Below are 20,920 nucleotides of genomic sequence, written 5' to 3'. Positions count from 1 at the left end.
GGCCTCCAGGGCGGTCGGGGGCGGAGCTGGGGTACTACCAGCGGACGGTCTGGCCCTCACGGTCGAGGTAGTGCAGTCCACCCTTGCCTGCGTGGGCCTCGATCGTGTCGACGACGCCGGGGATGCTCTCGTCGATGGTCAGGCGGGCGCTGGGGCCGCCCAGGTCGGTCTTGACCCAGCCCGGGGCCATGAGCAGGAGCGTGCGCGGGTCATCGGCGTGCCGGGCGGCGAAGCTGCGCATGAGCTGGTTCAGCGCGGACTTGCTCGCCCGGTAGACCTCGAAGCCGCCCCTCGTGTTGTCGGCGACGCTGCCCTGTCCCGAGGACATCACGCCGATGGTTCCGCTCGCGGGGACCAGGTCCTTCAGCGTCTCGACGGCGCGCATGGGGCTCAGTGCGTTAGTGACCATGACGCGGGTGAAGTCGTCGGTGGACACATCGGTGAAGGTCGCCGAGGGGTCGGTGGTGTAGTTCGTGCCGGCGTTGACGAACAGCAGGTCGAGCGTGGTGCCGGCCAGACGCTCGCGCAGCGCTGCGACCCGCTCGGGTGCTGTGATGTCGACGTTCTCCACAGTGAGGTGGCCGTTCGCCGACTGGGCCAGGGTGTGCAGGTCGGACTGCTTGCGCTCGGTCGCGGTGACCTGCCAGCCCCGGCTCAGGAGCTCGGCGGTCAGCGCGTAGCCCAGTCCCCGGGAGGCACCGACGATCAGAGCGGTCTTGCTGTCAGTTGCTGTCATGGCTGTTCCTCGTTCCAGAAGGTCGGCCTTGAGCGCCGACCCTGAATCTATGCAATTCGGACACCAGTCACATTACGAGCCGAAGATTTACCTGTCAAATGACAGCTATCTTTCGACAGGGAAGTTAGGGTGGGGCGATGGAAGAGAACCAGACCTCGCAGCTCTTCGAGCTGGCTGACCTGATCCTGGCGGTGGGGCGGCACATCGAGGCGTCAAAGGAAACCGCGGCCGAGTCCGGGACGCCCCTGGAAGGCGCGGTGATGCGCTTCATCGACCGGCATCCCGGCACGACGGCCGGCGAAGCGGCCGAGGCCACCCAGCTGATCTCCAGCAACTTCAGCAGGGCGGTACGCGGCCTGGAGGAGAAGGGCCTGGTGCGCCGCGACGTCGACCGGCGCGACGCCCGCCGGGTACGCCTCTACCCCACCGAAAAGGCACAGGAGAACCTGCAGCGACTGCGTGACGCCTGGAGCCGCCTGCTCGACGGCACGGTCACCGATTCCCACGAGATCGATGCCGTGATCACAACCCTTCAGCACATCGAGACCCGGCTCGTCGCCCAGTCCCCCGGCGGGACCCGGGGCCCGGCAGATCGGTAGCCGGAGCAGTGGACGGCACCAACGGGCTACATCCGAAGGAATCGGCCTGGCTGCACTGCCGTCCGGCCTGGCCCGGTCAGGCTGCGGCCCCGAAGCCCTCGGCGCGTAGGTCCTGATCGCGGAGCTGGGTGAAGTCGACGTCGAGTTTCGGGTCGTACGCCTCGGGCTGGATGCCGAGTTCGTGGGCGGCCTCTTCTTCACCGCGCTCTGCATCCACTGGCTGTACGAAGCCGCTACCGCCGGCACGGCGGCCTGGCCGTATGACGAGGGCTGGGATGTCCTCGCGATGGCGATGAGCGGGCTGATGAACTTGTGGGGTCCACTGCTTCTGGTTCTCACGTACGCGTATTACCGACGCCGACGCCGACGCCGACGCCGACGCCGCCGGACCTGATTCCGGTCTTCGGTGAGAATGCTCGATCTTCGCAGCGAGAGATCATTCATGCCTGATGTGCAGCTTGCCGCCGGTAATGGCTGGCCTGGGCTTGAGCCTGTGGCGGCGTCTCCAGTCGGACCAGCCGAGCCGGTGGGATAGGTCGGTCAGCGGCCGGACGGTGACGGCGAGCAGCAGGTGCCGGATCTCGTTGCAGGTCAGCGGGACCACGTCGTCCGGTCCGGTGCAACGCCTGCGTTCGTCTGCACGGACGATGGCGAGGAAGGCATGAGCGAGGATGGCGAGGGTGACCCAGCGGCTCCAGGACGCGTAGCGGCGGACCCGGCGTTCGTCGAGTCCGGCCAGCCCTTCTCGGTCTGGAAGGTCTCCTCCACCCGCCACCTGGATCCGGCAGTCCGGACCAGGGTACGCAACGGGAACGGGACCGGCACGGTGGAATGGCAGCGGTAGTAGGCGAGTTCGCCGGTGGTGCGGTTGCGTCGGATCGAAGATCACGATTTACAGCTGGAGTACTACTGGAGTGCTAGGCGCGACCGGCACCCAGTACCCTTCCGCCGCTGTTGAGAAATCGGAGGCAACCAGGTCTGCCCCCACGTCTGCACTTTGAACCCGTGGCTTTTCGCGTTCCCTCTGTTTGGGTGATCAGTACAGCGCCGTGCGATGCCAATGGAGGAGCGCAGCATGTACGAGCGGGTGCGTATGCCCCAGGAGAAGGCGGAGGCGCCGAACCGGCAGTCCCCGACAGCTTCCTCCGCACAGCTCAAGTCGTCCGGGGCGTCCGCGAGACCGGTCACCGCCGACGAGATCGCCGCGCTCCAGAGGTCGGCCGGCAACCAGGCGGCCTCGCGGATACTCGCGCAGCGACGCGCCGAACAGCGCGCCGCGGAGGACTCGGAGTACGCCGACCCGAGCGCGCTGGTCGACGAGGCGACCTCTTCGCCCGGTGCGACGCTGGAGGGGGCGTCTTTGCACCGAGCGCAGTCCTTCTACCGGAACGAGAGTCTCTCCGCCGCGCGCTTCTACACCGGGCCCGCCGCACAGCGCGCCGTGGAGGCGTTCGGGGCCGAGGCCATCACCGTGGGGACGCACGTGCTGCTCGGTCGGCGGGCCGAACACGATGAGAGGATCATCGGCCACGAACTCGGGCACGTCGACAAGAACACCCGAGGCGAAATCGAGACGGGCACGGACCACGGCGCCGGGGTGGCCGTGACCGACCCCCGGCAGGCGAGTGAGCGTACGGCGGAGACGGACGGCGCTGCCTACGCCGCCGGGACGAGCACCGCGCCGTCCGTCGCGCAGCGGGCCACAGCGGGGCATCCCCCGGCCACGGACTCGTCGTCCGCTTGCAGCGACGACTCCGTGCAGCGGTACACGACGGTGCATCCGATCGACAGCGAGTACCCGGAGATGGGGCGGCAGAGCCCTGGCGGCACGCGAAGCACCGTGCGGCGGGGGGACTTCTTCGACACGAGCGGCGACGACTTCTTCCCCGGCCAGGACATGCAGCCGCGTACGGTCCGCACGCAGGCCGGCGAGAGCGAACGCGAGAGCTTCGTCGACGACTCCGGGCAGCCGAACATCGTGTACAAAGGCCAGGTCCCGCTGAACATCTCCGACAACCTTGACCTCGCGGTGGAGCACACCTCTGATGGCCGCCAGGCCAAGATGTTCTTCGCCACCGACGAGCAGATCAGCAAGGCCAACACCCTTCTGCAGGGGAAAGTCAAGCTGGAGAAGTCGGGAAGCCACTACCTGGCCATCACCCGGGGATCGGTCTCCACGACTCTGTGGCGCGTCCAGCCCGTAGTGGCACGCGGGCCCTCCGCCCGGCACCCGCAAGGAACGGTCGAGCACGGGCTCGACGTCAACCTGCCGCAGAGGTGCAACGAGATGGCCAAAGCCGTCTCCGGGCAGGAAGGGCTCGCCGACCACGGCACCGACGCCTACTTCGAAGCGCTCGCGAACATCCTGGCCGAGGTCAAGCACAAGAAGGCGCCACGCGCCAAGGACTACGCGAAGGCCAAGAAGGAAGCAGGTCGCGACCCCGCCAAGATCGGGAAGTACAGCCAGGTCATGCAGCAGCTCATCGAGGGCGTCCTGTCCCATCAGGGCGAGGAACCGCTCGAGGCGGCGATCAAGAAGTACCGGCTGAACCAGTACACGCCCCCCGCCGCTGTCGGCGATGTGCTGATGACCAAGACCCAGCGCCCGGTGCGCGAGGCAGGCGACTTCGACTTCCACTTCGCTTCAGTCGTCGCCACGAGTGGCTCGGACTCCGTCACCATGGAGAACTACGCCCGCCACGAAGAGGAGAAGGCGACGAACGACCCGCAGTGGTACTTCGCGATGCACGGCACAGCGCGGAGTCTGCAGTCGTTCCATGAACAATGGGGCCACCTGGACGACGGCGGGCGGGTCCGGTTGACCATTCTGATGCGGCGGTGAGCCCCTGAGGCCGGCCGGCCGACTGTCAGCGATTGGTCATAAGACGCGGTGGTGAGCCGCTTGCCGAGGTGTACATCCACCCCCGGCATCGCCTGGCCCCGGCTCATCTGCGAGGGAGGGGAAGTGGGCGGGCTCGTCTGCTGTGGATCGCTGGCTTGCCTCGCGAGGCCGAGGTTGCGGAGCCGGGGGATGAGGAGCCCAGCCCGGTTGATCTGCTGGCGAGCGATGAGTTTTCCCACCGGCCGCCGTCTTCCCTAGTGAACGTGAGGAAGTGGAGGCTTGGAGTGAGCAGCCCCTATCCGCGTCACACAGGCCGCCACGATCGGGATTGGCGTCATCTCATCCTCATCAACAGTTCTTGAAAGGCGGTATCCGTGATGCACAAGCAGTTCACCGCGGCCCTGCAGAAGAGCCCGAACAAGGGCGGCTGGACCTACGTCGTGTGGCCTGAGTCGGCTGACTATTTCGGCACCCGCGGCCTGGTCAAGGTCCGGGGCACGATCGACGGCCATCCGTTCCAGAGTTCCTTCATGGCCCTGGGCGATGGCACGCACAAGCTGCCCGTGAAATCGGAGGTGCGCAAAGCGATCTGCAAGGAGGAAGGGGACACCGTAACCATCTGCTTGGAAGAGCGGCTGAACGCATAGCGTCCGGAACGTTCGCCGTAGCCCGATGCAATACGTGACGGGTTACCAGCAGCACCTCCCGGCCTCCAGCCGACCCATCTCCCTCTACGCCGACGACGAGAAACGGGGCCTCTGGAATCATCTCGCTCGCCGCGATCTACGTGGACAACACCGACTCGGCAGTGCTGAACAGACGGAGCATGCCTCCACGGTGCCGAGGCATAACCGCAAGCCGTACTGATTGAGCAGACGAGGCTCGACTGGGGCAGGGAGCAGGGCGAGTTTCGAAGGAAAGCCGCTGTCCTGTTGCCGTGGTGCTTCCGTAGGATCACGTCATGACTGCCGATGCCCCGCTCACCCGAGAGTCGTTCCGGCGCCTCCATTCGATCAACACGCCCCGCACGGTGACTCAGTTGCCGGATCGAGTCTGGACTGTCGAGGAATGGGACCGGATCCGGCGCGGATATCGAGCTCAGAGCATGGATGAGAAGTGGAACATCTTCGTTGAAGGCGATGTCCTTTTCCTGCACCGTAGTTGGACCGGCCACGGCATCTATGAGGCGTCCTTTGCCCCAGTGACCGAGGGTGGCAGGAAGATCACCTCTGCTGTCGTGGAGGCCGATCGCCAGCGCTATCGGAGTTCAGGAGACGAGTACGACCGTCTGATGCTGGAGTTGGTCATCAACGCGATCGTCCTTGGAGAGCCCGCCGCCGACCTCAGGGCCGCCCTCGTGGAGTTGACCGCTCGAGCTTCGGGAAGGAGCGACCTTCCCTCCGGTGTAGTGGAGCACAGCGCTCTGGGACTGCGCTCTGGATCGTAACCACGGCAGCCCCGCCGGTTTCCTTACTCGCAGATGTGGGACGCCCTCATGTGCCGGTTGCACCGCCGTTCAGTCGCCGGTTCAGGGCTGCCGTAAGTCCCGACATCGTCACAGCGGCCAGGGCGAAACAGCCACACACAAAGCCCACGGTCTCAACCCATGTGGCAGGCCTGCCGAACAGTGAGACGCAGAACGGGAACCCTGCACCGAAGGCACCCGATCCTGCGGAGAGCAACCACGTGCCAGGGGTGAACGCAGTCCAAACGTCGCCCGCAGCCGCGGACCGCACGACACGCAGGATCACTCGCCCAGCGAGCACTGCGCAGGCGAACGGCGAGATAGCGGCCGCTCCCAACAAGAGCACCACGGGCAGTATCCAGATACCGGCATCTTCGGACGAGAGAATCATGACTGCATGACCGTCCCAGTAGCGGGAAGGTTGTCCTGCCAAGGACGAGGGCCACAGCAACGCTGAGAGGGATCGTGGCAGGTGGCGGACCGGCCTGGTCCTCGTAGCTCCAGACGGAGTCGTGGTTCGGCTGATTTCAGTTCGCCAGGGCGGCGAACATGAGGCCCCGGGCTGTTGATCGAGACGTCGGCCGCCGGAAGGATTTCCGGCGGCCGACGGGTCGTTGAAGGGCTGGGGGACGGTGTCCTCGGCGCGGGTCCCTGTTACTCGCAGGGATAGCTGGTGATGCGGACGGTGTACGCCGAGGAGACCCAGCGGTTGGTGCCCACGTTGCGGAAACCGTTGGTGGTGGACGCCGACGCGAGGATCGTGGAGCCGTTGGCATAGGACCCGACGACCGAGTAGCCGGTGCCGGGCCCGCTGCGGATCAGCAGACCGCCGCTGGCGTTGACCCTGTAGTAGCACTTGGTCGCGAGCACACCGGTCGGCGCGAGCTCCACAGCCGCGCCCGTCGTGCGGGCGGGTGCGGCGGCCTGAGCCGTGAGACCGCCGCCGAGGAGCGCGGCGGCGGACAGGGCCGCCACGGCCGCCGTGCGGGCGGCGAAGCGACGCGGTGACATGGTGCGGCGTGCTGCTGTGACGGTCATGGAATCGATTCCCCTTGCGTCGTCGGCTCTGGGTGCGGAACGCGTACGTAGGAGCAGGCCCGGGCCTGGCCGAGCGGTGTCACCGCTCAAAGACACCGGAGCCGCGCACGACGTTAGCGCCATCGGGGCGAACAGCCGCCTGTCACACGAGAACTCCCCAACCGGAACGGGGGAAGTGGCCCGTTCCGGTTGGGCAGTCCGTAAGACGCTGACCCAACGTAATTGCGACGTCAGGCATTTCGATCAACAGCCCGGGCCTCGCTCGTTTCGCTTCACTGACCGCCACCCGATCGGTGGCCACATCGAAGAAGCACAGTCAGGGAGTTCCACCGGCACGCGGCGACCACAGCCACGCCACGAACCTGTTCAGCGGGCTCGCCCGAACTGCCCTGCGACCGGCGTACGTTGCGCTAGTGCTGTGACCGCATAGGTTCACCGGGTTTGCAGGTCATGCTGCGACGGCGAGGGGGCGTCCTTCTCAGGGCCTGCCCCTCTCGCTACGTATTCGGGCGCGTTCTCGTCGCTGGGCTGTGAGGACGTCGGGGTGGCGGGCGTTGGTGTTGCGCCAGCGTAGATATGCCTGCAGTGCGCGCGTCTGAACCGTGTGGTTCGGGTGGTGGGAGTTGGCCAGGGTGAACTGTCGTAGGGGCCCGAGGTGGGCCTCGATCGGGTTCGCCCAGGAGGCGTTGGTCGGGGTGAAAGACAGCTCAACCCGGTGTTTCTTCGCCCAGGCCCGGATCTTGGCGCCTTTGTGGGCGGACAGGTGGTCCATGATCACGTAGATGGGGGCGCCATCGGGTCGGGCAGCGCGGATCGACTTCAGCGCGGCCAAGGACTGCGTGGCGCCCTTGTGGCGGCGATTGACGCCCCACGGGCTGTCGTCACTGATGGAGTAGCAGCCGTGGAAGTAGGTGACGCCGTGGGTGCGGTGGTAGGTGGCCGGGATCCGCTGGGGTCGGTTTCGTGGCGCCCAGCAGGATCCTGCGGTGGACGGATGCCGAGCAGCCCGAACTCGTCGAACGCGAAAACACGGTCTGGTAAGTGATCCAGAACGTGCTCGATGCGGGACGGCCTCCCGCCCACCGAGGGTCCAGGCAGACCAGGCCGATCTCGTTGAAGCGGTGGATGAGATCACGCACGGTGTCCTCGTCAGCGGCCACGAGCTGGGCGATGACGGGCACCCGGTTCCCGCCGGCCGACGCCAGCAGCAGCATCGCGCGGCGGTAGCGCACCGAGCTGGTGCCGCCCCGACGCACGATCTGCTGCAGTCGGTGCCCCTCCCTGATCGGTCAGTCTGCGTACTCGCACCGGTTCCGCCATCGCTTCTCCCCTGCAGGACGGACCAGTCACGCCCGAACCCGGCGCGCGACTCGCCTAGCATCTCCTGCCATGAGCGATTCGGATCCCCTTCTTGACTGGCTGCAGAACTGGTACACGCAGCAGTGCGACGGCGACTGGGAGCACGAGTGGGGCGTGAAAATTGCCACGCTCGACAACCCCGGCTGGACCATCGAGATCGATTTGGAGGAGACGGACCTGGAAGAACGCGACTACAACCTCCAGGAGGTCAACCGCAGCACGCAGGACTGGGTCCGCACCTGGATAGCTGAGAAGACTTTTCACGCCGCGTGCGGTCCCGGAAACCTCACCGAGGCCCTCACTCTGTTCCGAACCTGGGCAACAACAGCCGCCTCCTGAGCGGGTGCAGGGCCGGAGATGCTCAAACCGGTGAACCTATGCGGTCAGAGCACTAGCTGACCAAGGTCAATTACCTCGACAGCCGCTGAAGCTCTGCTACTCGCGACCGGAGAGGCGCACTGATTCAGGGCAACCGAAGTCTGTGCAGAGGGCACTCACGGGTCGGCCCGTGAGTATCAGCTGGGCGAATCCGTGGGTTCAGCGGGTACCGTGGGGTGCGCTGCGAGGCGGCGGGCTTCGGCCGTAACCTCGGCGTCGACCTGGTCCACGGTCCTGTCGCCGTAATCGAGGATGTCGTACTCGTCGTCGAGTTCAGCGAGGCGCTCGGTCAGGGTCAGCTCATGCCCATGGCGCTCATGAATCCGGAAGGTGAACTCCCGAGGCGTGAGCTCTCCGGCGAGCATGCGGCGTGCGAAAGCTCGGGTGGCGGCTTCCTGACCCGCGCTGCCGACCGGATGGAAAGTGAGGCCGAGTTCGTCGAGTGCTGCGGGAAGCAGGTCGTGGACGTCGTAGTCCGCCTCGGCACGCGTGCAGGCGGCGAGGATTCGAAGACCGGGGGTGTCGAGTCCGGCGACGAGCGCATCACAGGCGACATCCACGACATCGCTGGCGCGAATTTCCCCCATGCTCCAGAGGGCGGCATGGTCTTGTAGAGCGGTCATTGCTGCTTCGGTCGACGTCACTCGTCCATGATTCCCTTCGCGGCGCGTTCGGGCGAGCAGATTTCATCAACCGTGCTGTTCAGGGGCCGGTTCCAAGCTACAGCGGCCTGTTCCAACAGGGCCCGTGCGGAGTCCGCGTAGCGCGTGGCGGTCTTCTCGCACTGATCCAGCGGTTGCTGGCCCTGCCGGTTCTTGTGGGCGGCCTGTTTGTTGATCAGCAGCGCCTCTCCGCAAAGCGGAAGGTCGGGCGCGTGGCCGTAACAACCGCCGGTGCGATCATTTACCCATGGATGCGAGCGCAGGAAAGATGATCGCCATCCCACCAGGGCTGGTAGCACTGTCGGACCGACGGACACAGCGCAGCTGGTCTGTCGAGCTCGCCCCCTACGCACTCGCGGCGTTCCCAGTCACTCAAGCACTGTACGCACAGGTCACCGGCCTGCGGCCGAGCACCGCACACGGGGGCCCCTTGCCCGTTGAGAGCGTCTCTTGGTGGGACGCGGTCCGATTCTGCAATGCCCTGTCCCAACGTGACGGGTTGGCATCCGCCTACCATCTTCACGCCGACGGCGAAGGCATCGAGTGGGACGCGTCCGCCGACGGGTACCGGCTGCCGACCGAAGCCGAGTGGGAGCACGCCTGCCGTGCCGGTACGACCGGACCGCACTACGGGCCGCTCGACGAGATCGCCTGGTACCGCGACAACTCACACGAGCAGATCCACGACGTGGGCTGCAAGCGGCCCAACCCGTGGGGCCTTTACGACATGCTCGGCAACGTCTGGGACTGGTGCTGGGACATCTACGACGCCGAGGTCTACGGCGCCTACCGAGTGCTACGTGGCGGAGGCTGGTTCGACGAGCACTGGAGCTGCAGGGCATCCGCGCGGCGCCGCAGTCACCCGACTTTCCAGGTCGAGGACGTGGGATTCCGCATCGCGCGTTCGCTCGTGTGCTGATCCACGTCTGCGCGATGACGGCCGCCCTCACGCGGCACCAGATCACCCGGGACCAGGAGCGAATCGGACCAGATCACCTGAGACGCAGACCTCAGCCCGGAGTTCGCCGCGGCCGCCGCGGCGCCGACGCGGACCTGGCCTTCACGAAGACGCAGTGTTGATGGAGCCCACCGCGCCAGGACAGGAACAAGACCGTTCCTGCACGCAGGAGCGCGCCAGGCGCCGGCAACCGTCGTTCTCCAGAGCCGGCGATGGCTCATGCGACTTTGCGATCAGGCTGTGGGCCGCCGGACGCACACCCCGTTTTCAGGTGTAGCCGCGCCCCCGACCGGAACTGCTCCACGGACATGTTGAAGGCGCCGCCCGCCCGCTGGCCGTGCGACCGCGTGGCCTTCGGACTCGCCCTCCCCCGGGGCGGGTTCGGCTCACGGTCCGCGCCAGAGGTTGGCGAAGGCAGCGTTCTCGATGGTCCGCCGCTGGCGTACTGCCTCCAACTCCATCACCGCGTCATGGACGACGGCCAGCACGGTGGTCACCGCCTCGTCCTCCAGGCCGGGCTCATCTCCAGAGCGGTCGTCGTCGATGCCCACGACCGAGGCGAGGGCGGCCAGGACGGGTTCCCTCTCTTTCCAGCGGTCGACTGCACGTCGGCGTGCGGGCGTATCGACCGGTTCCACGCGCTGCGAGCCGAAGGGCAGCCGGCCGCTCCGCTGCGGCTTCAGCTCATCGCTCTCCTCCAAGGCCACTTGGTACGCGGCCGCGAGGTCGCGGCCCCGGCGCCACAACCAGTCCTCGATACGCTCATAGGGCGCCCGCCGAGTGAGACCTGCCGCAGCCTCGACCATGAACCGATCATCCAGCGTCGGCTGTCCACCCGGCACGATGCGCTCGCCGTCCACGGCGACCGCCCCCACACCGATGAGATCAATCAGCTCGGCTCCCGCGAGGGCGAGGGACAGATCGCCCTGTCCCACGGAATGCTTCAGGTCACTGGCGATGAGGAACAGGTCTTTCGCCGTGGTCATGAACGGCTCCCCTCGGAGGACATCGATAGAGGTGCGTTGCGCTCCCGGCCCCGCCTCCGAGGCAAGCCCTCGGGGGCGGGACGGGACAACTGCCACCATCAGTATCCCTCCGGCCGCGCGGCTGATGCCTTTCGTAAGGCGGCGGGGGCCACCGACGGCGCCACAACGGCGATGGAGAGGAGAGACGAAACAGCTGGAGGGCGCGGGGATGGTCAGCGTCGGTGCATGGTCGCGAGTGCTTCGACCAGGACCTTGGGGTTGTGCTGGCCCTTGTAGACGGGCGGGGGCTGCTTGTCGAGCTTCAGGAGCTGTGCGACCGCGGTCCAGGCGGTGCGGACGGAGTACTCCACGGTGAAGACCACGTCGTCGGGGACTTCGGCGTACTGGCCGATGAAGGCCAGATTGGTGGAACCGTCAGGGACGACCTGAGGGCGGTCGCCGGCTTTGCGAACCAGGAACTGGCTGGTGATGTACGGCATGAGGGCGGGGATGACCGTCGAGTGCTCGACGATCTGCGGTCCTTCCTCGAAACGCAGGTGCCCCATGACCTCTTGGAGGATTTCTCGGCCGGTGCACTCGCGCATCGGCTTGCGTACGAAGTCGCCCTGCTTGTCGGGGAAGAGGGCGTAGCCCCACCAGACAAAGGTGTCCTCGGGCTGCTCGCGAAAGTGGGGCTGATGGTTGAGGACGATCGTCAGCAGCCAGGGCGAGTCCTTGAAGGTGATCAGGCCGCCCTTGCCCGCCTCACTGCCGGAGAACTTCTCCATCAGCTCGAAGAACTTGGGGTCCTTCGTCGTGACCGTGAACGACTCCCACGTGGAGTCGCTGATGGAGGAGTTGAAGACCCGCGGATTCCCCAGGCCCGGGCGTTTGTCAGCCAGGGTCTGCCACAGGTGCCAGGCTCCAGAGGAGTCGGTGGTGTCCAGCGTGGCGGCAGTTTCGGTGGAGCCGAGCGTCGAACTCGCGGTCATGGAGCCGTTGGTGACCATGACCAGATCTTCCTCGTCCACCGGTACGGTCTCAGTCTGGCCGGCGCGGTCCCAGCTGATCGACTTGACGGTGAGCTTGTCTGCGTCGGTGAGGGCCAGGTCGGTGACCCTGGTGTCGATCTGGATGGTCACGCCCTGGCCGGTCAGCCAGGACACGAGCGGTCGCACGATCGAGTCGTACTGGTTGAAGCGGGTCCGGTAGATGCCCGACATCGAGTCGAACGTCTTGAACAGGTGGACGAACCGGTTCAGGTAGCGGCGGAACTCGATGGCGCTGTGCCACGGCTCGAACGCGAACGTGGTGCACCACATCCACCAGAAGTTGGTGGTGAAGAACTCAGGGCTGAAGCAGTCGGTGATGCGTTTCCCGTCCAGCTGCTTCTCCGGCGTCGCGCAGCATTTGATCAGCTCCAGGCGGTCGCGCTCGGAAAAGCCCATCGCGTGTGAGGGCACCACCTTGCCGTCGGCGTCGACGAGGCGTGCCAGGTCGTCCCAGGCGAAGTCCTCGTGGAAGGCGAAGGTGTCCTCGGTGACCGACTTCGATGGGTCGTCCAGGGACGGGATCGAGTCCAGCAGGTCGTAGGTGCACGCGAAGTGAACCTCGAACATGCGGCCGCCGCGCATGGTGTAGCCGGTCTCCGGCGAGCCCGCCGCGTCCAGGCTGCCGCCCTGACGGTTCTGCTCCTCCAGGATCACGATGTCCGACCCGGCGAAGCCGCCGTCACGGATCAAGAACGCCGCCGCCGACAGCGACGCGATCCCGCTGCCCACCAGATACGCCTTTGCCACGATCTGCCCCTCACGCCGGTGGCCGGGGCCCCTGGGCGGGCGCCACAGGAGTTGGTGCGCCGTCGTCCACCGGATTCCCTCCAGCTTCACCAAGCGGCCGCCGTGTCGCAGCGGTGAAAGGGCCATTCAGACGCAAGGCGCTCCGGCCCGATGCGGGCGACTGAGTGCTCCTGCCCAGCCGCACGGTACTGCGGCCCAGCGGCGGGCGCGGCGCACCGGTTCCTGAGGTTCAGCTGCGGGCGCGGCGCACCGGTTCCTGAGGTTCAGGGGCTTGTCTGCTTCTGAGCACCTCCACAGGGCCCTCGTCGCGCACAGCGCGCCGGCCCAGCCGGGAGCCTTCACCTGCGGCCATAGAAACAGTGCCGTAGAGTAGTCGGGTGCTCCGCCGAGGTGTCGGTGGCAGCGACCGGACTTCCTGTTCCTTCTGTGTCGATCTTGAGGTGACGACTTATTAACCAGGCCATGTAGTCGTCCGCGTTCCCCGCGTGCTGTTTTGTCGCACGTGTTCTGGGGGCGGACGTCGCGCTGGCCTGAGTTGCGTCACCCTCCCTCGCAGTTTTCCGTCCCGGGTGCAGCTCTGCCGTCTGCCCCGGGCTTTGGTGTTTTCCGGTCCCGGTGCGGCTGTCGGCAGGGCTCCTCGATTGCTTTGGATCAGGAGTCTTCCCGTCGTGTCTTCCTCCGCGCTCGGCAACGAGCCGCAGCACAACACCACCACCCCGTCCCCGGACGACCCAGCACCTCACCACCCGAGAATGGCCCTGGCGGCCCGGATCGCCCTCTTGGTGCTCCTGGGTGCCGAGCTGATGAACCTCCTCGACCAGTCGGTTGTCCTGACCGCGCTGCCCGCGATCCAGGAGTCGACCGGCGCGGGGCCGGCCGCGGTGCAGTGGCTGACCACCGGCTATTCATTGCCCGTCGCCGTCGGGTTGATCACCGGCGGGCGCCTCGGCGACCTCTACGGCCGGCGCAGGATCCTCCTCATCGGCACCGCCGTGTTCACCGCGGCCTCGCTGCTGTGCGGGCTCGCCGCGGGGCCGGGCGTACTGATCGGCGCCCGTCTGCTCCAGGGTGTGGGAGTGGCTCTGATGATCCCGCAGGTCCTGGCCACCCTCCATGTCACGTTCGAGGGGCAGAGCCGCAGCAAGGCGTTCGGCCTGTACGGGGCCGTCCTGTCCATCGCGAACGTCCTGGGCCCGGTGATGGGCGGCCTGCTCACCGAGGCCGACCTGTTCGGACTGTCCTGGCGGCCGATCTTCCTGGTCAACGTGCCCGTCGGCCTCGCCATGCTCCTCCTGGGACGCAAGTTCATCCCCGAGTCCACCGCCCGGAAGGCCGACCGGCCCGACCTGGCCGGCATGGCGTTGTCCGCACTGGCCATCGTCCTGATCGTCTTCCCGCTCGCCGAGGGGCACCTGCACCACTGGCCACTGTGGTGCTTCGCCATGCTCGCCACCGGTCTCCTCGTCCTCGGTGTCTTCCTGCGCCACCAGCAGCGAAGGCAGGGCAACGCCCCCCTCGTGCCCCTGTCCCTGTTCCAGGGCAGGCAGTTCTCCGGGGGCACGGCCGCGCAGCTGATGCACGGCCTGCTGTGCGGGCTGTTCTTCATGACCTGGACCCTGTACCTCCAGCGCGGGCTGGGCATGAGCCCCGTCCACGCGGCCCTGGCCTTCGTGCTGCTCTCCCTGGGAGAGCTGGCCGGCGCGACCCTCGCGGCGAAGAGCGCCGGGCGCTTCGCCCGGCGCCTTCCCCAGGCCGGAGCGCTCATCACGATCGCCGCGATGGCCGCCTACGGGCTCCAGGCCGCCGCAACTCAGGCCGACCTGACCCTGCTGGGGATGACCGCGCCGGTGGTACTGATCGGGTTCGGCCTCGGCATGGTCGGCGGCCCGCTCGCCGACCTGTCACTGGCCAAGGTCCCGCACGAGGACGCCGGGGCTGCCTCGGGCCTGTTCAACACCGCGATCCACCTGGGCATCGCGCTAGGCACCGCGCTGACCGCCCTGGTGTTCTTCGCCACCACCGAGGGCTCACCCGACTCCGCACTCAACCGCGACGCGTTCATCCACGTGCTGTGGTGGGTCGGCGGCCTCCTCGCCCTGCTATGGGTCCTGATGTTCTGCCTGCCCAAGCACGCGAACAATCAGGTCGACTGAGCAACTCCCCCGGCGGCGGTACTTGCTCCCCGGTGCCGCCGCCCCACCCCACCGGCCAACAGAACAATCACCATGGCGTGCGTCCGCGCGGCCGGTCAGGCAGGCGCGGCCGCCCGAGCCGCGTAGGCACGGACATCCGCGTCCGGATCAAGGACTGCCGTGGCGAGTGCCGTACGAGCGTCCTCGTGCGCCGGGTGCCGGAGCAGGGCCAGGACTGCGGCCTTGCGGACGTCGGCGTTGGGGTCGCCGAGTGCCTTGGACAGCGCGGGGACGGCGCGGTGCGGGTCGGCTGCGCCCAGGGCCGTGGCCGCACCTGTGCGTACCTGCCAGGACGGGGCGGCCAGCGCGTCCTCGGCCGCGAGGTCGTACGGGGTGGGGCAACCCACGGAGGCCAGGGTGGTGAACGCTGCCGCGCGGACCAGGATGTCCGCGTCGCTTAGCAGTGGGGCTAGCGCCTGCGGGGTGTCCAAGCCGCGGGCCACCGTGACGCGGACCTCGCGGGCCTGGTCTGCTCCTGCGCGGGCGACGGCGTCGAGGGCGCCGACCGAGACCAGGGCGCGCACCGATGCGATGCGGACCTCGATGTCCGGGTCGGCGAGGGCAGGGGCGTAAGCGGCGGCGTCGCCCAGGCGCAGGGCACGCAGGACGTCCAGGGCCGTCGCCCGGACCAGGGCGTCCACATGCGCTAGGGCCGCGTGCAGCCCGCTGCCCAACTCCGGTCCTGGCGGCAGGACTTCGACCAGTTCGCGCAGGGATGCGGCAGCGGCGCCGCGGACTCCCGGATCCGGGTCCGCGAGTGTCTTGGCCAGCGCCGGGCCCGTACCCGCGGGGACGGTTTCGGTGAGCGCGGCCACCGCGGCGCGGCGCACTGCGGGGTCCGGGTCGGTCAAGAAGGGTTGCAGGAGGGGGAGTTCGGGCTCCTCCTCGATGAGGGTGAGCAGCTCCAGGAGGCGTGGTGAGTGGGAGGCGGCGGTGGTCGTGTCCCGCGTTTCCGTGCTGCTCGTTCGGGTGGGCGATCCGACCGGGGCCAGGTCGCGCTGCCCGGCCGTGGCCACCTGCTCCGGGTGCACCTCGCCCAGATGGCGTGACGCGCCGCCGACCGGCGTGAATTCCTCGACCGGGACCAGGTATGGCTCCACCGGACGGGCGGTGAACTCCATCGTTCCGGCTGGGGATTTGTGAAGGTCCAGGTGGTGCAGCCAGACGTCGTCGTCGCGCTTCGGGTGGTCCGTGCGCTCGTGGTAGAGGCCCCAGCGGGACTCCGTCCTGGCCAGGGAGGAGCGGGCCGCCATCTCCGCGCAGTCCCGGATGAAGTGCACCTCGGCGCAGCGCATCAGCTCGTGCGGTGTCTGCGCGCCCATCTCGTCGATTTCGCCGCGCATCCGCTCGAAGTGGTCCACGGCCAGCGACAGCCGCGCGCCCGACTTCGGCGGTGCTACGTAGTCGTTCACGAAGCGGCGCAGTTTGTACTCGACCTGCGGTTGCGGAGGACCGTCCGGGTTGCGCAGCGGGTGGTAGATCAGTTCGTGGGCGTCTTGCACCTGCTCGGTCGGCAACTCGCCCTCGTACGCGCGAAATCGTGCTGCGTCCGCGCCCGCCAGGTCGCCGAAGACGAACGCGCCGATCATGTAGTTGTGCGGCACGCAGGCCAGGTCCCCCGCGGCGTACAGACCGGGCACGGTGGTGCGGGCGTGGTCGTCCACGCGGACCCCTGACGCCGAGTGGCCTCCGCACAGGCCGATCTCGGAGATGTGCATCTCGACGTCGTGGGTGCGGTAGTCGTGACCACGGTTCGCGTGGAAGGTGCCCCGTGTCGGCCGCTCCGTGGAGTGCAGGATGTTCTCGAGGGCGCTGATCGACTCTTCCGGCAGATGACTGAGCTTGAGGTACACCGGCCCACGGTCCGAGGCGAGTTCGGCCGCGAACTCCGACATCATCTGGCCCGACCAGTAGTCGGAGTCGACGAAGCGCTCGCCGTGCCGGTTGACCTGGTAGCCGCCGAAGGGGTTGGCCACGTAGGCGCAGGCGGGGCCGTTGTAGTCCTTCATCAGTGGGTTGATCTGGAAGCACTCGATGCCGGTGAGTTCGGCGCCGGCGTGGTAGGCCATGGAGTAGCCGTCGCCCGCGTTGGTGGGATTCTCGTACGTGCCGTAGAGGTAGCCGCTCGCGGGCAGGCCGAGGCGGCCGCACGGGCCGGTCGCGAGGATCACGGCGCCCGCGCGCACGGTCACGAACTCGCCCGTACGCGTGTTGAATCCGGCCGCTCCGACGGCCCGGCCGTCCGCCGTGAGCACCCGCACCGGCATCACACGGTTCTCGATGCGGATGCGTTCGCGCATCTCGCGGCGGCGCAACTGCCGGTAGAGGACCTTCTTGACGTCCTTGCCCTCGGGCATGGGCAGGACGTACGAGCCGGAGCGGTGCACCTGGCGCACCGCGTACTCGCCGTGTTCGTCCTTCTCGAACTTCACCCCGTACGACTCCAGTCGCTGCACCATCGAGAAACCGCGGGTCGCGGTCTGGCGCACGGTGGACTGGTCGACGATGCCGTCGTTGGCGCGGGTGATCTCGGCTACGTAGTCGTCGGGTTCGGCGCGGCCGGGGATCACGGCGTTGTTGACGCCGTCCATGCCCATGGCGAGGGCGCCGGAATGGCGGACGTGCGCCTTCTCCAGGAGGAGGACGTCACGGCCCTGTTCGGCCGCGGTGAGCGCCGCCATCGTGCCGGCCGTGCCGCCGCCGATGACGAGGACGTCGCAGGAGAGCTCCTGGGCGTCGGTGACTGCGGGGATCTGCATGGAAGGAGGGCCTCTCAGGTGCCGAGGGACGTCAGAACGGTGCGGCGCAGCTCGACGGTGGCGGGGGCGTCGTGGGACGTACGGTCGCGAGGGTGCGGCACGTCGAGGACGGCCAGGGGCCCCGAAGTACGGCCGGTGCCGAGGAGCGCGACGCGGTCGCCGAGGAAGATCGCCTCGTCCACGTCATGAGTGACGAAGACGACGGTCGCGCCCGTGCCGCGCAACACCTCGGCCAGGAGCTGCTGCATCCCGGCCCTGGTCTGGGCGTCGAGCGCGCCGAACGGCTCGTCCATGAGGACGGCCAGCGGCTCTCCCGCGAGGGCGCGAGCGAGCTGGACGCGCTGCCGCTGCCCTCCCGAGGCGCGGTGCGGGAGTTTGAGGCCGTGCCCGCCAAGGCCGACACGCTCCAGCCATTCCTCGGCGTGGGCGCGGCGCCTGGAGCGGCTCAACCCCTGGATGGCCAGCGGCAGTTCGACGTTGGCGCGCAGAGTACGCCACGGCAGCAGCGCGTCGTCCTGAAAGATCAGTGCACGTTCGGCGTGGGGTGCGGTGATGGGGGTCCCGTCCTGGGTGATCTGCCCGCCGAGGGGAGGCAGCAGCCCGGCGAGGGTGCGAAGCAGGGTGGACTTTCCGCATCCGGACGGGCCGACGACGGTGAGGACCTCGCCGGGTGCGATGTCCAGATCGATCCCGTCGAGGACGGCGGCCCCCGCCCGCCCGATCGAGGCGCCGCGCAGGGTGAGCCGGGTTCCTCGGGGCGGGGCGAGGACGGGAGCGAGGATGGTCTCCGGGGGTGTGCTCATGGCTTCACGCCTCCATGCGTCTCCTTGTACGGGCGGCCCGGCACGTGTACGGGGGCAGGCGCCTCAGCACCATCGGCAGTGGTGACGCGGGGTTTTGGTCGCGGAATGCTCGGCCGGGTCCGGTGCCGCAGCACCGGTACCTCAAGGCGGGACTCCGTCCGTGGCAGCCACCGCGTCATCCTTCGGCCCAGCACCTCCAAAGCCGTCGACGTCATCCACCCGAGGGCTCCGATCGTCACCATGCCGACGAAGACGCCGGGGTAGTCGACCACCGTGTAGTCCTGCCACGTGCGGTAGCCCACCCCGTACTCGCCGGAGATCATCTCCGCCGAGATCACACAGATCCACGAGACGCCGATGCCGACGGAGAGCCCGCCGAGAATGCCGGGCAGCGCCCCGGGCAGGACCACCGAGCCGAGGACGCGCCACCGGCCGCCGCCCATCGTGAGCACCGCCTCCTCCCAGACCGGGGTCAGGGCGCGGACAGCGTGCCGGGTGGAGACCATGACGGGGAAGAACGCCGCGGTGAAGGTGATGAACACGATGCCCTGCTCGTTGCTGGGGAAGAGCAGGATCGCCACGGGCACCAGGGCGATCGCCGGTATGGGCCGCAGTACTTCGAGGACGGGACCGAGCAGGTCGGCGGCGAGGCGAGAGCGGGCGATCGCCGTGCCGACGGCCACGCCCGCGACCGCCGCGAGGGCGAAGCCGGTCAGGATGCGGCTGAGGCTGTCGGTGAGGTCCTGCCAGTACTCTTCGCTGCCGATGCGCTGCCCGAACTCCCGCGAGACGTCGATGACCGTGGGGAACTGCTCGAAGCGCAGCCACAGTTCGACGTCGAGAGCGGTCAGGAGCTGCCACAGGCCGAGCGCGGCAGCGAGCGACAGGGCGCGCAGCAGATGATGCCCCGTCATGACGCTTGCCCCTGCGCCGCGTTGTGTGTGAGGGCTTGCTTGTACGAGATGGTGCGCGCCCCCGGATGTGCCTTGGTGTAGGCCGTGGCGGTGGAGGGCGTGACGAAGGGCAGGAGCTTCTCGCCGTCCGCCACCCACACGGCCTTGTCGGCGAACCAGGACGTCCCGGTCGTGGTGTCGGGGACGTACGCGGCACGCACTTTGCCCTGGTGCGCGGCTGCCTGGCGCAGCATGTCGGCCGGTTCGGCGAAGGACCGGGTCTTGTTCTCGCCCTTCAGCCAGAGCTCGCTGCGCGGGGGCTTGGGGGTGGCGGTCAGGGCGGAGGCGTATCCGTCGCCGTACGCCTTCTTCACGTACCGCTCGTCGACGAAGGCGTCGACATCGACATCGCCCACCAGCTTCGCCGACTTCAGGACGGGCACGTCCTTCTTCAACGCGGCCACCAGCGCGGGTTTGATCGTGGGGTCGAAGGTGGCGATGCCGTGCGCGCCGTTGTAGAGGTAGACGACCTCGGACGGAAGACCGGTCGCCTTCGCCACCGTCTCCGCGGCCGCGACGGGCTGCTTGTTGAGGTGGTCGGTCGCCTTGGCCTGGGCGCGCAGAAAGTCTTCCAGGACTCCGGGGCGTTTCTTCGCGAAGTCGTCCCGCGCGGTGACCCCATGGAAAGTCGGCAGGTCGAGTTCCGCACCGTCGTACAGTGCGCGGGCCCGGTCCTGGAAGGCGAGCAGGCCGGGCCATGCCACGAACTGCGAGAGCGCGTCAGCGCTGCCCGCCTGGAGCGCCGAGGCACCCACGGCGGGCTGCTGGTTGAGCTTGCGGATGTCCTTCTCCGGGTCGATGCCGGCCTGCCGCAGCGCCCGTACCAGGGTGCCGTCGGCAGCCGAGCCGACGCTCGTCGAGACTTTCTTGCCGCGCAGGTCCCTCAGTGCCGAGAGCTTCGAATCGGTGCCGGTGACAATGGTGTTGAGCCCTCCGCGGAGGTTGTATCCGGTGACGGAGACGAGCTTCGTCGGCCGGTTCAACTGGGTGCCACGGGCGGCGTTGATCAAGAGGGGGAAGTCGCCCATCGACCCGATGTCGATCTTCCCGGCTGTCATCTGCGCGGTGATCGGGGCGCCGGTGGCGTAGTCCTGCCATTTGACCTTGTACGTGACGCCCTCCCGCTTGCCGCGCGCGGCGAGTTCGCGCTCGAAGTAGCCGAGCGACCGCAACAGCGTTCCTGCGGTGACGGTGTTGATGGTCTTGGACTGGTAGCCGATGGTCACGGTGACGGTTCCGGAGTCGTCCGCGCTCGCGCCGCCGCAGCTCGTTAGGGGCAGGGCCAGCAGGACGGCCGAGGCAGCGGCGAGCGCTGTGCGTTTGGTTGGAGCTGTGCGTTTCATGGGAGCCGTGCGTTTGGTGGCAGCTGTGCGTTTCATGGGAGTGGGAGCCTCTCGACCTTCGTCGCCTTC

General features: G+C 67.9%; 18 protein-coding genes and 2 pseudogenes. 7 read left to right on the top strand and 13 right to left on the bottom strand.

Features of this window, described 5'->3' with window-relative positions; all coding sequences use genetic code 11:
• Positions 1–34 precede the first annotated feature (34 nt).
• Positions 35–736, bottom strand: a complete 702-nt coding sequence (locus tag ACIBCK_RS35225) for an SDR family NAD(P)-dependent oxidoreductase (protein ID WP_399396911.1) — start codon at positions 734–736, stop codon at positions 35–37.
• Positions 737–873: 137 nt separating this feature from the next.
• On the opposite strand from ACIBCK_RS35225, the gene ACIBCK_RS35220 reads away from it, so the two are divergent.
• Positions 874–1,335, top strand: coding sequence for a MarR family winged helix-turn-helix transcriptional regulator (locus ACIBCK_RS35220; RefSeq protein WP_399396909.1), 462 nt, complete (start codon positions 874–876; stop codon positions 1,333–1,335).
• Positions 1,336–1,411: 76 nt separating this feature from the next.
• Here ACIBCK_RS35220 and ACIBCK_RS35215 read toward each other — a convergent pair whose 3' ends face one another.
• Entirely contained in the window at positions 1,412–1,552 is a 141-nt protein-coding gene (locus ACIBCK_RS35215) for a hypothetical protein (protein WP_399396908.1), read from the bottom strand.
• A gap of 223 nt (positions 1,553–1,775) precedes the next feature.
• Positions 1,776–2,214 (bottom strand): annotated as a pseudogene (locus tag ACIBCK_RS35210) (IS701 family transposase); the annotation flags it as partial.
• Between the two features lie 196 nt (positions 2,215–2,410).
• On the opposite strand from ACIBCK_RS35210, the gene ACIBCK_RS35205 reads away from it, so the two are divergent.
• The 3 genes from ACIBCK_RS35205 to ACIBCK_RS35195 all read left to right on the top strand — a co-directional run bounded on the left by ACIBCK_RS35205 (position 2,411) and on the right by ACIBCK_RS35195 (position 5,624).
• Entirely contained in the window at positions 2,411–4,177 is a 1,767-nt protein-coding gene (locus ACIBCK_RS35205; RefSeq protein WP_399396906.1) for a DUF4157 domain-containing protein, read from the top strand.
• A 377-nt stretch (positions 4,178–4,554) separates the two neighbouring features.
• The gene (locus ACIBCK_RS35200) at positions 4,555–4,824 is read left to right on the top strand and encodes a DUF1905 domain-containing protein (protein WP_399396994.1); all 270 of its coding nucleotides are present in this window, start codon (positions 4,555–4,557) and stop codon (positions 4,822–4,824) included.
• A 314-nt stretch (positions 4,825–5,138) separates the two neighbouring features.
• Positions 5,139–5,624, top strand: coding sequence for a hypothetical protein (locus ACIBCK_RS35195; protein ID WP_399396904.1), 486 nt, complete (start codon positions 5,139–5,141; stop codon positions 5,622–5,624).
• Positions 5,625–6,296: 672 nt separating this feature from the next.
• Here ACIBCK_RS35195 and ACIBCK_RS35190 read toward each other — a convergent pair.
• Positions 6,297–6,680: an SH3 domain-containing protein gene (locus ACIBCK_RS35190; protein WP_399396902.1), complete on the bottom strand. Its 384-nt coding sequence runs from the start codon at positions 6,678–6,680 to the stop codon at positions 6,297–6,299.
• A gap of 478 nt (positions 6,681–7,158) precedes the next feature.
• Positions 7,159–8,000, bottom strand: a pseudogene (locus ACIBCK_RS35185) (transposase).
• 69 nt (positions 8,001–8,069) lie between these two features.
• On the opposite strand from ACIBCK_RS35185, the gene ACIBCK_RS35180 reads away from it, so the two are divergent.
• Positions 8,070–8,378, top strand: coding sequence for an immunity 53 family protein (locus tag ACIBCK_RS35180; RefSeq protein WP_399396900.1), 309 nt, complete (start codon positions 8,070–8,072; stop codon positions 8,376–8,378).
• 176 nt (positions 8,379–8,554) lie between these two features.
• Here ACIBCK_RS35180 and ACIBCK_RS35175 read toward each other — a convergent pair whose 3' ends face one another.
• Positions 8,555–9,061, bottom strand: a complete 507-nt coding sequence (locus ACIBCK_RS35175) for a hypothetical protein (protein ID WP_399396898.1) — start codon at positions 9,059–9,061, stop codon at positions 8,555–8,557.
• Entirely contained in the window at positions 9,058–9,378 is a 321-nt protein-coding gene (locus ACIBCK_RS35170; RefSeq protein WP_399396996.1) for a hypothetical protein, read from the bottom strand. Before ACIBCK_RS35170 ends, ACIBCK_RS35175 begins: the two co-directional genes overlap by 4 nt.
• Between ACIBCK_RS35170 and ACIBCK_RS35165 the strand changes: the two genes are divergently transcribed.
• Complete coding sequence (locus ACIBCK_RS35165; protein ID WP_399396993.1) at positions 9,348–9,998, top strand: formylglycine-generating enzyme family protein; 651 nt, start codon at positions 9,348–9,350, stop codon at positions 9,996–9,998. The genes ACIBCK_RS35170 and ACIBCK_RS35165 overlap by 31 nt on opposite strands.
• 425 nt (positions 9,999–10,423) lie before the next feature.
• Here the strand turns inward: ACIBCK_RS35165 and ACIBCK_RS35160 are convergent, their stop codons facing one another.
• Positions 10,424–11,023, bottom strand: a complete 600-nt coding sequence (locus tag ACIBCK_RS35160; RefSeq protein WP_399396897.1) for a GPP34 family phosphoprotein — start codon at positions 11,021–11,023, stop codon at positions 10,424–10,426.
• A gap of 212 nt (positions 11,024–11,235) precedes the next feature.
• Positions 11,236–12,801: an oleate hydratase gene (locus tag ACIBCK_RS35155; RefSeq protein WP_399396895.1), complete on the bottom strand. Its 1,566-nt coding sequence runs from the start codon at positions 12,799–12,801 to the stop codon at positions 11,236–11,238.
• Between the two features lie 668 nt (positions 12,802–13,469).
• Between ACIBCK_RS35155 and ACIBCK_RS35150 the strand changes: the two genes are divergently transcribed.
• Positions 13,470–14,954 (top strand): MFS transporter, encoded by a 1,485-nt coding sequence (locus ACIBCK_RS35150; protein ID WP_399396893.1) that lies wholly within the window; start codon positions 13,470–13,472, stop codon positions 14,952–14,954.
• Between the two features lie 95 nt (positions 14,955–15,049).
• Here ACIBCK_RS35150 and ACIBCK_RS35145 read toward each other — a convergent pair whose 3' ends face one another.
• Genes ACIBCK_RS35145 through ACIBCK_RS35130 form a run of 4 tightly spaced genes read right to left on the bottom strand, consistent with a single transcriptional unit; the run spans position 15,050 to position 20,851 of the window.
• Positions 15,050–17,752 carry a fumarate reductase/succinate dehydrogenase flavoprotein subunit gene (locus tag ACIBCK_RS35145; protein WP_399396891.1) on the bottom strand — a complete coding sequence of 901 codons (2,703 nt, stop codon included), beginning with the start codon at positions 17,750–17,752 and terminating at the stop codon, positions 15,050–15,052.
• A 14-nt stretch (positions 17,753–17,766) separates the two neighbouring features.
• Complete coding sequence (locus ACIBCK_RS35140; protein WP_399396889.1) at positions 17,767–18,555, bottom strand: ABC transporter ATP-binding protein; 789 nt, start codon at positions 18,553–18,555, stop codon at positions 17,767–17,769.
• Positions 18,552–19,469: an ABC transporter permease gene (locus tag ACIBCK_RS35135; protein WP_399396887.1), complete on the bottom strand. Its 918-nt coding sequence runs from the start codon at positions 19,467–19,469 to the stop codon at positions 18,552–18,554. The genes ACIBCK_RS35140 and ACIBCK_RS35135 overlap by 4 nt, the downstream gene beginning before the upstream one ends.
• Positions 19,466–20,851, bottom strand: a complete 1,386-nt coding sequence (locus ACIBCK_RS35130; RefSeq protein ID WP_399396885.1) for an ABC transporter substrate-binding protein — start codon at positions 20,849–20,851, stop codon at positions 19,466–19,468. The genes ACIBCK_RS35135 and ACIBCK_RS35130 overlap by 4 nt, the downstream gene beginning before the upstream one ends.
• Between the last annotated feature and the right edge of the window lie 69 nt (positions 20,852–20,920).

It is taken from the genome of Streptomyces sp. NPDC051218 (genome assembly GCF_044455475.1).
In the GTDB taxonomy this organism is placed as follows: Bacteria; Actinomycetota; Actinomycetes; order Streptomycetales; family Streptomycetaceae; genus Streptomyces.
This window is presented reverse-complemented; position numbering and strand designations above follow the sequence as displayed.

Excerpts from the sequence above, each read along its gene's own strand:
- ACIBCK_RS35130 (WP_399396885.1), bottom strand. The coding sequence starts at position 20,851 with ATGAAACGCACAGCTCCAACCAAACGCACAGCGCTCGCCGCTGCCTCG.
- ACIBCK_RS35160 (WP_399396897.1), bottom strand. The coding sequence starts at position 11,023 with ATGACCACGGCGAAAGACCTGTTCCTCATCGCCAGTGACCTGAAGCAT.
- ACIBCK_RS35140 (WP_399396889.1), bottom strand. The coding sequence starts at position 18,555 with ATGAGCACACCCCCGGAGACCATCCTCGCTCCCGTCCTCGCCCCGCCC.
- ACIBCK_RS35225 (WP_399396911.1), bottom strand. The coding sequence starts at position 736 with ATGACAGCAACTGACAGCAAGACCGCTCTGATCGTCGGTGCCTCCCGG.
- ACIBCK_RS35135 (WP_399396887.1), bottom strand. The coding sequence starts at position 19,469 with ATGACGGGGCATCATCTGCTGCGCGCCCTGTCGCTCGCTGCCGCGCTC.
- ACIBCK_RS35190 (WP_399396902.1), bottom strand. The coding sequence starts at position 6,680 with ATGACCGTCACAGCAGCACGCCGCACCATGTCACCGCGTCGCTTCGCC.
- ACIBCK_RS35180 (WP_399396900.1), top strand. The coding sequence starts at position 8,070 with ATGAGCGATTCGGATCCCCTTCTTGACTGGCTGCAGAACTGGTACACG.
- ACIBCK_RS35200 (WP_399396994.1), top strand. The coding sequence starts at position 4,555 with ATGCACAAGCAGTTCACCGCGGCCCTGCAGAAGAGCCCGAACAAGGGC.
- ACIBCK_RS35195 (WP_399396904.1), top strand. The coding sequence starts at position 5,139 with ATGACTGCCGATGCCCCGCTCACCCGAGAGTCGTTCCGGCGCCTCCAT.
- ACIBCK_RS35165 (WP_399396993.1), top strand. The coding sequence starts at position 9,348 with ATGATCGCCATCCCACCAGGGCTGGTAGCACTGTCGGACCGACGGACA.
- ACIBCK_RS35145 (WP_399396891.1), bottom strand. The coding sequence starts at position 17,752 with ATGCAGATCCCCGCAGTCACCGACGCCCAGGAGCTCTCCTGCGACGTC.
- ACIBCK_RS35220 (WP_399396909.1), top strand. The coding sequence starts at position 874 with ATGGAAGAGAACCAGACCTCGCAGCTCTTCGAGCTGGCTGACCTGATC.
- ACIBCK_RS35205 (WP_399396906.1), top strand. The coding sequence starts at position 2,411 with ATGTACGAGCGGGTGCGTATGCCCCAGGAGAAGGCGGAGGCGCCGAAC.